At 47.8% G+C, this 12,694-nt stretch carries 11 protein-coding genes; all 11 read left to right on the plus strand.

Features of this window, described 5'->3' with window-relative positions:
- The first annotated feature begins 8 nt into the window (after positions 1 to 8).
- The 11 genes from G9G53_RS00750 (at position 9) to G9G53_RS00800 (ending at position 12,609) form a co-directional block, all read left to right on the plus strand.
- On the plus strand, positions 9 to 1,346 hold the full coding sequence (locus G9G53_RS00750) for an O-antigen ligase family protein (protein ID WP_165144645.1): 1,338 nt from the start codon (positions 9 to 11) through the stop codon (positions 1,344 to 1,346).
- Positions 1,347 to 1,350: 4 nt separating this feature from the next.
- Positions 1,351 to 2,121: a WecB/TagA/CpsF family glycosyltransferase gene (locus tag G9G53_RS00755; RefSeq protein ID WP_013309155.1), complete on the plus strand. Its 771-nt coding sequence runs from the start codon at positions 1,351 to 1,353 to the stop codon at positions 2,119 to 2,121.
- Positions 2,122 to 2,126: 5 nt separating this feature from the next.
- A complete protein-coding gene (locus tag G9G53_RS00760) occupies positions 2,127 to 3,560 on the plus strand; it encodes an O-antigen ligase family protein (RefSeq protein ID WP_165144648.1) in 1,434 nt (477 codons plus the stop codon).
- A 5-nt stretch (positions 3,561 to 3,565) separates the two neighbouring features.
- The gene (locus G9G53_RS00765) at positions 3,566 to 4,945 is read left to right on the plus strand and encodes a lipopolysaccharide biosynthesis protein (protein WP_029516196.1); all 1,380 of its coding nucleotides are present in this window, start codon (positions 3,566 to 3,568) and stop codon (positions 4,943 to 4,945) included.
- A 22-nt stretch (positions 4,946 to 4,967) separates the two neighbouring features.
- On the plus strand, positions 4,968 to 5,807 hold the full coding sequence (locus G9G53_RS00770; RefSeq protein ID WP_039269533.1) for a glycosyltransferase family 2 protein: 840 nt from the start codon (positions 4,968 to 4,970) through the stop codon (positions 5,805 to 5,807).
- Complete coding sequence (locus G9G53_RS00775; RefSeq protein ID WP_029516197.1) at positions 5,794 to 6,981, plus strand: glycosyltransferase family 4 protein; 1,188 nt, start codon at positions 5,794 to 5,796, stop codon at positions 6,979 to 6,981. Before G9G53_RS00770 ends, G9G53_RS00775 begins: the two co-directional genes overlap by 14 nt.
- Positions 6,978 to 8,126: a glycosyltransferase family 4 protein gene (locus G9G53_RS00780; protein ID WP_029516198.1), complete on the plus strand. Its 1,149-nt coding sequence runs from the start codon at positions 6,978 to 6,980 to the stop codon at positions 8,124 to 8,126. The genes G9G53_RS00775 and G9G53_RS00780 overlap by 4 nt, the downstream gene beginning before the upstream one ends.
- A gap of 28 nt (positions 8,127 to 8,154) precedes the next feature.
- Entirely contained in the window at positions 8,155 to 9,255 is a 1,101-nt protein-coding gene (locus G9G53_RS00785) for a glycosyltransferase (RefSeq protein ID WP_029516199.1), read from the plus strand.
- Between the two features lie 5 nt (positions 9,256 to 9,260).
- On the plus strand, positions 9,261 to 10,589 hold the full coding sequence (locus G9G53_RS00790) for a UDP-glucose dehydrogenase family protein (protein WP_029516200.1): 1,329 nt from the start codon (positions 9,261 to 9,263) through the stop codon (positions 10,587 to 10,589).
- Between the two features lie 245 nt (positions 10,590 to 10,834).
- Positions 10,835 to 10,978 (plus strand): hypothetical protein, encoded by a 144-nt coding sequence (locus G9G53_RS00795; protein WP_165144651.1) that lies wholly within the window; start codon positions 10,835 to 10,837, stop codon positions 10,976 to 10,978.
- Positions 10,979 to 11,232: 254 nt separating this feature from the next.
- The gene (locus tag G9G53_RS00800; protein ID WP_029516201.1) at positions 11,233 to 12,609 is read left to right on the plus strand and encodes a sugar phosphate nucleotidyltransferase; all 1,377 of its coding nucleotides are present in this window, start codon (positions 11,233 to 11,235) and stop codon (positions 12,607 to 12,609) included.
- Positions 12,610 to 12,694: the final 85 nt, after the last annotated feature.

A 12,694-nucleotide genomic window follows, 5' to 3' on the forward strand; every position in this document is an offset into this window, starting at 1 on the left:
GATGGAACATGAGTAACTATCCTTGGACTACTAGAATAAACACCATACAGCATGTTTTTATTTTTCTACTGGGCGCTCTTGCTGTAGGAATTGCGGCTACCTATCAGCCGGTGGTCAGTATTGCGGCGGTATGTTTACTGCTCTTGCTGGCTGTTTCTATCCATCATCCGGAGCGCATCAGCTATGCTGTTTTGCTAAGTACAGCAGTCTCAGTCGATTCTTTGTATCAGGGCGGCGTGTTCGGTATTGAGATTTTGTCATTGTACAAATTGGGCATTTTGGCTCTGTTGGTGCCGTGCATGCTCGTGTATGGCATACGTCTCAAGTTCAGCTATCCGGTCTGGGCATTGGTGATCATGCTGGGAATCACATTTGGATTTTCAGCATGGATGCCTTTGTTAACGACCTCGATTGCCGTCAAGGCGTTCGTCGGTTTATCACTCCCTTTCTTTTTTTTACTGATCCAGTGGAAAAAGGATGTGGCAGAAAAGCATATCCGACTGATCAGTCTGTTGCCCATTATTAGTGTGGTCATTGGGCTGGGTTTGCAGGTTCTAGGGCTGCATTCGTTTACGGATGTGGAATTTACGGGCGCAGTCAGAGTACAAGGAGCGAATATACCGCCGCATCTGGCAATGCTCTCCTTTCTCGGAATTGCCGTCTCTCTAATTGAGGTCAAGCGCAAACCCAAGCAAGCCGCTTTTTATTACACAGTGTTGGCACTGAACTTTCTGATTCTGATCGCCACCGGTACACGTGGACCGATTCTGGCATTGTTATTACTGTTTGCTGTGTATCTGTTTGATATTGCCCGTCAGTACCTCAAGGGGAAAGTCAATTATTTGCTACCGCTGGCCGGATCGTTTTTGGTTGCTCTGGGGGCGGTGGCCCTGCAATGGAACAATTTAAAAAAACGCTCCTTCGAACGGGAGACCGATACAGGCATTGACCTATCGGGACGCTCGGAGGCATGGGAATATTTTTTGAACAGAGTACATGATTACCCTTGGTCAGGTAGAGGTCTTGGCGCGGTAACGGTTGCGAACGACGGGACGTTATTCAATGGTTTCGTTGTACCGCATAATGAGTATATTCGCTTTTATTTTGACACGGGATATATCGGTTGCGGGCTATTAATGCTTTCATTGCTGATCGTGTTCGCTCTCATTTACCGGTCGCTTGCCAAGTCTATCAAACCTTATTTTGCAAGCTTAATTGCAGGCTTTCTGATCTACTCGTTTTCAGATAATACGTTGTCGACGGTTCAGATGATTATTCCATTTTGCTGGTATTTAAACGCGTTATACCAGACATCTACTCAAACCGATTTTCGCAAAGAGAAGTGATACGATGAGCAGAGTGAACATGTTCGATGTCAACTTTGATAATTACGATTTTAATGATCTACTCGAATTTATAGATACTTCTATTGAACATCAGCGTCATTCCTACATTTTGACCTGTAATGTCGATCATGTGATCAAGCTTCGCAAGGATGATGAATTCCGCAAGGTGTATTCAGATGCCGGAGCTGTAGTGGCCGATGGGATGCCTATCATATGGGCGTCCAAGTTACTGAAAAAGCCCCTCAAACAAAAAGTGTCCGGGTCAGATTTGTTCACTCGGTTGGGGGAGGCTTTTGAGGATCGAGGCTATCGTTTATTTTTTCTGGGTGCAGCTGACGGTATTCCTGAGAAGGCTATGCTCAATCTCCAGGAATCTTATCCGAACATGAACGTGGTGGGCTGTTACTCTCCTTCTTATGGATTTGAGAAAAACGAAGAGGAGAACAGACACATTGTCCAATTGCTGCAAGAGGCTCGCCCGGACATCGTTTTTGTTGGTGTAGGCGCACCTAAACAGGAAAAATGGATTTACAGATATTATGAGACTTACCGCGCTCCGATTTCAATTGGGGTGGGAGCGACCTTTGATTTCCTGTCGGGAAATGTGAAAAGAGCACCGGAGCTGATGCAGAAGACGGGATTTGAATGGTTCTGGAGATTGTCTCAGGAGCCTAAACGATTGTGGAAAAGATATTTGATTGAGGATTCCCAATTTCTCGTTCTGCTGTTTAAGGAGATGTTCAAGCGGAAGCGGATGAAGGGAGGTCAGGGGTGAGAAACATGAGTCGGTTGGCAGATCAGCAGATTTCCGTTTGGCTAGGAAATCGGCGTGGAATCGGCATGGGGTTGCTGGCTTGTATGCTGCCACTCGCCATCGGATTTGCCAGCGCCAAGATGAATCCCACCATGAGCCAGCAGGGAGCCATATTGCTGGCGCTCGTTTTTCCGGCCTTCCTGCTGGCGATCTTGCAATCCCGGCTACTGATTCCTTACACGCTGGTAGTGTGGGCAGTAGGCCCGGAAATCCGCCGTATTGCGGATTGGTTGGAGGGAACCTACCACTCGGTTTCCTTGTTGAGTGTGGCACCGCTGCTGGTAAGCAGCATGTTGATTATTCCTGTGCTGCGGGGTATTCATCTGGCGGAAAAGCCATTAACCCGAATTGCTGTATTTTTCGGCATGGAATTGGCCTACGGAAGTGTCGTCGGGTTATTCAAAAATGGTATTGTTTTTGCTTATGATTTAGCCAATTATGTGGTTCCTTTGATCCTGTTGCCTTATCTTGCGATTAAGCCCATGAAGGCGAAGGAGCTGGACCGACTGCTGTATTCATATGCCAACATTGCTGTTCTTGTGGCAATTTACGGCATTATCCAGTACTTGACGGTGCCTCCGTGGGATGCATTTTGGATGAATCATGTAGAAATGAATTCCATTGGTGTTCCAGAACCACTTCAAATCAGAGTATTTTCTTCCATGAACTCGCCCGGTCCGTGCGCTATTTTCCTGGCAATGGCACTTGTACCCATGCTAATGGAAAAACGTTGGCGTGGCACTTTGGGATGGATCGGAATCCTGCTGACGGTCGTTTGTCTCTTAATCACGCTGGTACGTTCAGCCTGGCTAATTGCATTCGTCATGTTGCTGGCTTATATTCTCAGTTCATCTTCCAAGGGGAAGTGGAAGACCTTGGTTCAACTAGCTGTCGTCGGTCTTCTTCTCTACATTATTGTTCCAAAACTTCCAGGAGCAGAGGGTTTGGTGGCTCGCATGCAGACGCTGACGGATATTCAACAGGATCATTCGTACAACGAACGTTTGGATTTACTGCATACGATGCTTCCGGCGATTACTAGCAATCCGGTCGGGCAGGGGATCGGGAGTGTAGGAATTGGAACCAAGCTTGATAACGGCGGCGATCTCGGCGAACTTGGGATTATGGATAATGGATATATTGCCATTTTCCTCACCTTCGGTATTTTCGGAGCATTCTTTTTCTTCGGCGGTCTGTTCGTTATCATCAAGCGCCTTCTTGTCCGTATTGCCGAACGAGATTCCAGTCAGCCTTATATTAGACTGGCGTTGGCTACGTGGGCCGGAGCTGTAGCCAGTCTCATATCGGATAATGGTTTCCCGGGTATGCGCGGCTATCTGATCTGGATGATGATCGGAATAGGACTATGGGCAAAAGATGTCATCGCGGAAAGAAGGTAAAGGCTGTGCAAAACTTACAAGCATTATCCGCACCTGTCCGGACACTATGGTCCACGGTGATTCGGTTTGCCAAAAGCAAGGATAACAGCTCTGCAGCGGTAAAAACGATGATATTCAGTATGCTGATTCTCGTCGTGAATATGTTGACTGGTGTGCTAACAGCACGGTTCCTGGGTCCTACTGGACGCGGGGAACAGACCGCGATGGTGAACTGGTCCCAATTTCTCGCCTTCTGCATGAGCTTCGGTGTCCCGTCTGCATTGATTTACAATGCCAAAAGGAAACCAGAGGAAACGGGCAAGCTGTATGGTTTGGCCTTGTTGCTGGCTACCATGTTCGGGGGCTTGGCGACACTCGTCGGAGTATTTCTAATTCCTTATTGGCTGCGCTCTTTTTCTTCATCGGTCATCCTTTTCGCGCAGTGTTCCATGATGATGTGTCCGCTCATAGCGATTTCACAGATCAATAATGCATTGCTTCAAGTTCGCTCGGAATATAAGCAGTACAATTTATTCCGGTATCTGGTACCGCTAAGTACGTTGCTGGGTCTGGCGATTCTGATCCTAACCGGAAATATGAATCCGTACACCTCGGCATTGGCTTATTTACTACCAGGCTTGCCGATTTATATCGGTGTCACGATACGAATGATTCGGCTGTACAAACCCAAGGTAAAGAACAGCTGGACGCAATTTAAAAATCTCTTTACCTACGGTATGGGTTCATACGGAAATGATCTCATGGGGCAGGTTTCCACTTATATTGATCAGATTTTGATTGCGGGTCTGCTCAGACCCGCTGATCTCGGTTTATATGCAGTAGCGGTCAGCTTGGCCAGGATGGTGAATGTATTTTCTACCTCGATCATTGTCGTGCTGTTTCCCAAAGCCTCTGGTCTGAATAAGGAAGAGGCGGTGGACATAACATTTCGGGCATTTCGAGTGACATCAACAGCAACCTTTCTGGCTGCGATGATGCTGATGCTGATTGCTCCGTTCGTATTTACATTGTTATATGGTCAAGAGTTTAAACAAGCGCTTACGGTATTCCGGTTCCTTGTGCTTGAGGTTGCTATCAGTGGAGGGACCATGGTGCTGGCACAACAATTTATGGCGTTGGGTAAGCCCAAACTGGTTACCATTCTACAGGGTGTCGGATTGGCGCTCGTCATTCCATTGCTGTCCATACTCGTGCCGAGATATGGATTGACGGGTGCAGGGATAGCAATGCTGTCTTCGGGGATTCTACGGTTCATTTTCATTTTATGTAATGTTAAATTCGTTCTAAAAATGAAGATTCCAAGACTGCTTATTTCCAAACAAGATTTTCAATGGCTCCGATCAACGATGTCACACTACATCCGGAAAAAGCCAGTTAACGGTTAGATAAAGAAGGAGGCACCCGCTAATGAACCACATGTCTAGCGTTCCCGCGGACAACCGGATATCCGTAGTTATTATCGCTCAGGATGATGGCACTCGAATCACAGCCGCCATTAAATCCTGCAAGCCCTTTGCGGACGATATCGTCGTCATTGACGGAGGGAGCAAGGACAATACGATTCAGGTAGCTGAATCCTTGGGCTGTCGGGTGTTTTCTAACCCGTGGCCCGGTTATGCCAAGCAGCGCATGTTTGGTGTTGAAAAAGCGGAATTTGATTGGATATTCCTGATTGATACGGACGAAGTAGTGGATGCAGAGTTGCTTGGAGATTTGTTGAAAGTAAAAGAAACGCTCCACGATCCGGCCAAAGCATATTCCGTATTTCGGATTGGTGATTTTCTCGGCAAATGGATGAATAAAGGCGAATATCTGGTTCGTTTGTACAATCGTCGTATTTATGGCATTACGAATAGTCTTGTTCATGAAATGCCGGATGTAGCCTCTTCCCAGATTGTCAATCTGGAGGGTGTGTTATGGCACTACGGCTTCCGCAGCATCAGTGATCATATGACCCGTTTTAATAAATATACAGATCTGGAAGCAGAGACGGCGTTTAACAAAGGAAGATCCTTTCGGATGACCAGACTGTTGTGGCGGCCTCCTGCCCGCTTTGTGCAGAAGTATTTTGTCCAAGGCTTATACCGCAAGGGATTGGCGGGTTTTGCCGTAGCCGTTTTCTGGGTGATGTATGAGTTTCTCGTCTGCTTCAAGCATTATGAGCTAACCAAGCGGCGAAAAAAGATAGAAATCGTGGATGACGGACATACCGAGCAGAAAGGAGAAACCAGCTATGTCGTACAATAACGGATTTCGTATTGCGGCAACGGGGTTGAGCTGGCCGTCTTTGCAGCCAGGAGGCCTCAACACATATTTCCAATCGATCTGTGAGCAGCTTACGTTAGAGCGCAATACGTTGGATGCTCTAATCTGTAGTGACGAGCAGCCGCAAGCGCCCGACCGTATTCGGATTCATACGATTGGCAGCAAGCAGCAATCCATCTGGAAGCGCCGGGAGCTAATGCAAAAATATGCAGCAGAGTTGTTCGACAAGCAACCGATGGATATATTGTATTCCCATTTTGCTCCCTATAGTGTCGGGCCAGCGCTGGAGGCGAAAAAAAGAGGAATCCCGGTAGTTACCACCTTTCACGGACCGTGGACGGAGGAAATGAAGATTGAAGGACAGGGTATCAAGCATTTTCTAAAAACGACGTTGGCTAAATCCATTGAAATGAAGGCCTACGGTCTGTCGGATAAATTTATAGTGCTAAGCGAGACTTTTCGGGATATTTTGCATGAGCACTATAAGGTTCCACTCAGCAAAATTCACATTATTCCCGGAGCGGCGAATGTAGAAAGGTTCCACCCAGCAGAGGATCGGGGAGCAGTACGAGAGCGCCTGAATTTGCCGCAAAACGCGACGATTGTGCTAACCGTTCGTCGTCTTGTTAATCGAATGGGACTGCTACAGCTACTCGAAGCATGGCGACGAGTAACCGAGCGTCATCCTGATCATCTGCTGCTGATTGGAGGGAAGGGCCCCTTGATGGAGGAATTGGCTTCCAAGGTAGCGGAATACAATCTTCATAACCATGTAAGGTTGCTCGGTTATGTGTCGGATGAGGAGCTTCCACTGTACCATCAAGCATCGAATTTGTTCGTCGTACCTACACAGGCGCTGGAAGGTTTCGGTCTGATCACGGTGGAGGCAATGGCTTCGGGACTGCCAGTGCTGGCCACTCCTGTGGGCGGTAGCAAGGAAATTTTAAGAGGATTCCGTCCCGAGCTATTGTTCCAGGGAACGGACAGTGAAGCCATTGCTGAAGGATTGCTGCGTGTGCTGGATCATCGTGAACTTCTACCGAATGCAAGGGAATGCCGGGACCATGTCCTGAGCAGATATACATGGGGACATGTAGCGGAGCAGGTGGAAGAGGTGTTCCGACAGGTCCTTGACAGAAAGGCGGCGGCGAAATGATGAGAGTAGCTTATATTGACCATACGGCAAGATGGAGCGGCGGCGAAGTCGCTTTGTATAACATACTGACGAATATCGGGGAACATATCGACCCGCTCGTTATTTTGGCAGAGGAGGGCGATTTGGCAGATCGGCTTCGGCAGCGTGATATTGATGTGCGCATCGTTCCATTGGACGATTCGATTCGCAATCGGGGACGGAACGCCGTGAATCTAGGTGCGCCTGCAGCAGCTTTTCGTTTGCTGGCATACGGTAGAAAACTTGCGCCCTTGCTGCGTGAGGAAAAGGTCGTGTGCGTTCACACGAACTCGCTCAAGTCTGCACTGTATGGTACAGTAGCTGCCAAATCGGCGAAGCTGCCCTTGATCTGGCATATCCGTGATCACATCGGTCCGCCGTATCTGAAGCCGATTGTAGCCAAAGGGATTCGGCTGATGTCCCGCTTTTTGCCCAACGGAGTGATTGCCAATTCCAAGTCCACGCTGAGTGCATTGGAGTTACCCCCGGACAAAAAGACGCTCGTCGTTTATTCCGCTTTTGCCAAAGCAATTACAGCACGTGACACGGCTGCGCATTCACGTGGTGATGACTCGTTTAACGTCGTATTGGTCGGCAGATTGGCGGAATGGAAGGGACAACATATTTTACTGGAAGCGGCACGTTCCTTTTTACCAGATCAGCGCGTGAAATTCTGGCTGGCTGGAGATGCATTGTTCGGAGAAGAGGAATACAAGCAACGATTAGAGTCCACGATGCGCGAATACGGGTTGGCTAATGTCAATCTGCTGGGGCACGTCGATGACATTCAAGGCCTGATGCAGCGTTGTGATTTACTGATTCATACCTCTATTACACCAGAACCATTCGGTCAGGTCATTATTGAAGGCATGGCTGCTGGTCTCCCAGTGATTGCTTCCAATGAGGGTGGACCCAAGGAAACGGTGGTACCCCATGAAACCGGGCTACTTATTGAACCGGGTGACCCGGCTAAGCTGGAAGAAGCCATCCGCTGGATGTTGGAGCATCCACAGGAACGTCAGCAGATGGGTGAGAGAGGGATGGAACGGGTCAAGAAGCATTTTGTCATCGAGAACACAGTTAAGGATATAGTTCATTACTATAAGGGTTTGTTGGCAGGAGTCTGACCGACATTCGCGTTAAAGGATGATTTAGATGAAAATAGCGATAGCACACGATTACTTAATCCAAATGGGCGGAGCGGAAAGGGTAGTAGAGGTATTCCACGATATGTATCCGGAGGCTCCTATCTTCACAACGGTGTTCAGCGACGACCGCCTGTCGCGTAACTTGAAAGATGCGGATATTAGAGCCACTTGGCTACAAAAAGTCCCAGGAGTGAAGGCCAACTTCAAAGGAGTGCTGCCGCTATATCCCATCGCTATCCGTGATTTTGATTTTAGGGATTTCGATATTGTTTTAAGCTCCAGCAGTGCATTTATGAAAAGCATCCAGGTACCCAAACATACGTTTCACATTTGTTATTGTCACACACCGATGCGGTTTGCCTGGGATTACGATACATATATGGCCCGGCAGTCCAAATCCAACCTGCTCAAAAACATGCTAAAGCTGTACATGAACCGGTTGAAAACATGGGATGCCAAAACTTCGCGCAACGTAGACCAGTTTGTCGCCAACTCTTCGGTTGTTAAAAGAAGAATTTTGCACTATTACCAAAGGGATTCGGATGTCATTTTCCCACCTATTAATACATCCCGTTTTAAACGCGCTACAAACATCGGTGACTATTACCTGATCGTATCCCGATTGGTGTCCTACAAGCGCATCGATCTCGCGATCGAAGCATTCAAACGTAACGGTCTCAAGCTGCGCATTGTGGGTGAAGGACCAGATCGTAAACGACTCGAAGGTATGGCTGCCCCGAACATTGAGTTCCTCGGCAGGCTTGAGGACGAAGAGGTTAACAAGCTGATGGCAGAATGCCGAGCGCTCGTTTTTCCGGGCGAAGAGGACTTCGGTATTACGCCTTTGGAGGCGAATGCGGCCGGACGGCCTGTTATCGCTTTTCAGGGTGGAGGAGCGCTGGATACGATTGTTCCTCATGTGAACGGCGTATTTTTCCGCAAGCATCAAGTAGAGGATGTGCTAGAGGCCGTCGCAAAGGTCGAGCAGCATGCATGGAATGTGGACGATATCATTACCCATGCCCGCAAATTTGATGAAGATAACTTCAAGGATCAACTAAAAAAGTATGTAGAACAAGCCTATGTGAACTTTCTAAAAGGAGGATGAACGGAATGAAGCTGGCTGTAATTGGTACTGGATACGTTGGGCTCGTCTCGGGTGTATGTTTTGCGCAAAAAGGTAATGAGGTGATTTGTGTCGATCTGGAGCAGTACAAAATCGACATGTTGAACCGGGCAGAATCTCCGATTTATGAACCGGGTATTGAGGAATTGATTGCGCTGAATCTGGAAGCAGGTCGATTGGAGTTTACTTCGGATTTGGCTGATGCGGTACGCCGGTCGGATATCGTCATTTTGGCGGTAGGTACGCCTTCTCTGGCTAACGGCGAGGCGAACTTGTCCTACATTGAACAGGCGGCTGCTGATGTTGGGAAAGCCATGAACGGGTATAAGATTATTATGACCAAGAGTACTGTACCTGTCGGAACGAACGAAAAGATTAAGGACGTATTGGCTCGTCACACGAGTTTGTCTTTCGATATCGTATCTGCGCCGGAGTTTCTGAGAGAAGGCTCAGCTATCAATGATACGCTTCATCCGGATCGCATCATTATTGGTTTGGACAATACTGGATTGCGTGAAACAATGGTCACTCTGCATCAGGTGTTCACGGATAAAATCTATGTGACGGATATCCGTAGTGCTGAAATGATCAAATACGCGTCCAATGCGTTCCTGGCAACTAAAATTTCGTTCATTAACGAAATTGCTAATATTTGCGAAAAGGTTGGCGCCGATGTAACCTGTGTGGCTGATGGTATGGGTATGGACAAACGGATCGGCTCCTCTTTCCTACAAGCAGGGATCGGGTATGGTGGCTCTTGCTTTCCAAAAGACACAAATGCGCTTATCCAAATTGCGGGTAATGTAGACTATGAATTTAAGTTGTTGAAATCGGTGGTCGAGGTGAATACCGACCAGCGATTTATGATCGTATCCAAGCTGCGTGAATCGCTGGGTCAACTGAACGGTGTGTCGATTGGCATTTGGGGCCTCGCCTTCAAGCCAAATACAGATGACATCCGCGAAGCTCCAGCACTGGAAATCGTAGAAACGCTCATTCAGGCAGGCGCAATTGTCAAGCTGTATGATCCCATTGCGATGGATAAATTCAAGGAGCACGTGGATCACCCGAATATTGTGTGGTGCTCATCCCCACAGCAAGCCGCCGAAGGTAGCGACGCTGTGTGCCTGTTGACCGATTGGGAAGAGTTCAAAAAGGTCGATCTCGTACAACTGGCCTCCCTTCTGCGCAAACCGGTTCTAATTGACGGTCGTAACGTATTCGCCGAGGAACAGATTCAAGGCTCCGGGCTGGAATACTATTCCGTGGGTCGTCCGCGGATGAGTGGGTGGAACAGAGATAAAGTGGAAGTTTAAAAAGTGACTGTGGTGGTGGGGGAGGCGCTGCGCGTGCAGATTGTTCTTCCGATTGCTGTTACCCCCGGATTTTCTTGATTGTGTAAAACATTCAAAGGTTAAAATCCGGGGGTAAAGGCAAACGCTGACGCTTCTTCAGAACAATTCTGCCCGCTCCGTTGCTTTCCGCCGTGGAGTCACAGTTTTAAACTCCCACCTTATGGGATGGGAGTAGGAAGGGCGTATCGGAAGGAGCGGCGCGGTTGATGCCGCTCCTTCCGGTCAAGCGCCGCTGCGCCGCCCCTGTGGAGCAAGCACTACCATGCGGATACGCTATGCTGCTCCTGCGACGCAAAGACGCCATTGCTGTTGCCGAAGGCGTGAGATTTTTACAGGCTGACCGGACTTAATAATGTCCGGTCGCGCCTTTTGCAATAAACGATATGATCGGCATGATGCATTTTTGAGTAGCGCAGGGGTGGATTTGAATCTGGAGAAGCGATAGCGTTCGCCTTTGTACCGGGATTCAAACCTATATACGATTTTATATAATCGAATGAATCCCGGTCCAACAGCGATCGTAAGATCAAATCCAGCCCGTAGCGGACTACTCAACCCTGCCCCATCCGATCACCCATACATTATAGAGAGGAAGTGGAGAGTTATGAAGCTCGTACTTTTGTCTGGTGGTTCCGGTAAAAGATTATGGCCTTTGTCCAACGATTCCCGTTCCAAACAATTTTTGAAGGTACTGGAGAGCCCGGAGGGGACTTCGGAATCCATGGTACAGCGGGTATGGAGACAATTGGGAGACAACGGATTATCAGAATCCTCGTTTATTGCGACAGGGAGAGCACAGGTCGAAATGATCCAGAGTCAGGTTGGGCCGAATACGCGTATCATTGTTGAGCCAGAACGCAGAGACACCTTTCCTGCGATTGCGCTGACAGCGACTTATTTATATTCCATTGCGGGTGTTTCACCTGATGAAATTGTAGCTATATTGCCTGTAGATCCTTATGTTGAGGATGCTTTCTTCGCCTCCGTAGCCCAACTGGAACATACGCTTCAGGAGAGTGAAGGCAAGCTTGCATTAATCGGGGTTGTCCCTTCCTATCCTTCAGAGAAATATGGTTACATTATTCCGAAAAACGATGCCACCCAAGGTAGCACTGGCTACCGCGAAGTGAGCCATTTTCAAGAGAAACCCGACCGGGAGCAGGCGGAGCGTCTGATTGAACGCAATGCTCTATGGAACTGCGGGGTTTTTGCGTTCAAATTAAGTTATTTGCTGGATATCTTGGCATCCAAGGGATTGCCGCTGAATTATGAAGAAATGCAAAAGCAATACGCATCTCTGGAAAAAATCAGTTTTGACTATGAAGTAGTCGAGAAGGAAAAGGACATTGTAGTTCTTCCGTATGATGGTTTTTGGAAGGATTTAGGTACTTGGAATACGCTCACAGAAGAAATGTCTAATCAACAAGTGGGCAGAGGTGTAGTAACGGAGGATTGCGTCAATACGAGTCTTATTAACGAGTTGGACATTCCTGTGGCGATCATTGGAACGAATGATCTGATTGTAGCCGCTAGCCCGGATGGCATTCTTGTGACCAATAAGGCAGAAAGTCCTCGTATTAAAGAAGTGCTCAAGGCTCATGATCAGCGTCCAATGTATGAAGAACGTCGTTGGGGGCAGTATCGGGTTGTGGATTATGTCAAATATGACGAGGGTAACGAGGTATTGACCAAACGAATCCGCGTACGAAAAGGCAAAAATATCAGCTACCAGCTTCATTTCAAACGGAGTGAAATCTGGACCATTATTAGCGGTGAAGCGGAAATTATTTTGAATGAGAAGCTACACAAAGTAAAGGCTGGTGATGTAGTCCGCATTCCTGAAGGGACGAAGCATAGCATTTTGGCTGTGACCGATGTGGATTTTATTGAGGTGCAGACTGGCTCTGAATTGGTTGAAGAGGATATTGTCCGCTTTTGTATGGATTGGAATGAAATTTCCCGTCACCAATTTATCTCATAATTATTTTCGTGAAAACGAAAAAAAGACAAATTCATGAAAATTCATGGCCCAAACTGTCGAATTTGGGCGAAAACCTGTAAATTCA

It is taken from the genome of Paenibacillus sp. EKM206P (assembly GCF_011066155.1).
Classification (GTDB): Bacteria; Bacillota; Bacilli; order Paenibacillales; family Paenibacillaceae; genus Paenibacillus; species Paenibacillus polymyxa_D.

Bases quoted from the DNA above. Each gene is read 5' to 3' on its own strand.
- G9G53_RS00795 (WP_165144651.1), top strand. From the start codon at position 10,835: ATGCCGCTCCTTCCGGTCAAGCGCCGCTGCGCCGCCCCTGTGGAGCAA.
- G9G53_RS00760 (WP_165144648.1), top strand. From the start codon at position 2,127: ATGAGTCGGTTGGCAGATCAGCAGATTTCCGTTTGGCTAGGAAATCGG.
- G9G53_RS00790 (WP_029516200.1), top strand. From the start codon at position 9,261: ATGAAGCTGGCTGTAATTGGTACTGGATACGTTGGGCTCGTCTCGGGT.
- G9G53_RS00770 (WP_039269533.1), top strand. From the start codon at position 4,968: ATGAACCACATGTCTAGCGTTCCCGCGGACAACCGGATATCCGTAGTT.
- G9G53_RS00780 (WP_029516198.1), top strand. From the start codon at position 6,978: ATGATGAGAGTAGCTTATATTGACCATACGGCAAGATGGAGCGGCGGC.
- G9G53_RS00775 (WP_029516197.1), top strand. From the start codon at position 5,794: ATGTCGTACAATAACGGATTTCGTATTGCGGCAACGGGGTTGAGCTGG.
- G9G53_RS00755 (WP_013309155.1), top strand. From the start codon at position 1,351: ATGAGCAGAGTGAACATGTTCGATGTCAACTTTGATAATTACGATTTT.
- G9G53_RS00750 (WP_165144645.1), top strand. From the start codon at position 9: ATGAGTAACTATCCTTGGACTACTAGAATAAACACCATACAGCATGTT.
- G9G53_RS00800 (WP_029516201.1), top strand. From the start codon at position 11,233: ATGAAGCTCGTACTTTTGTCTGGTGGTTCCGGTAAAAGATTATGGCCT.
- G9G53_RS00785 (WP_029516199.1), top strand. From the start codon at position 8,155: ATGAAAATAGCGATAGCACACGATTACTTAATCCAAATGGGCGGAGCG.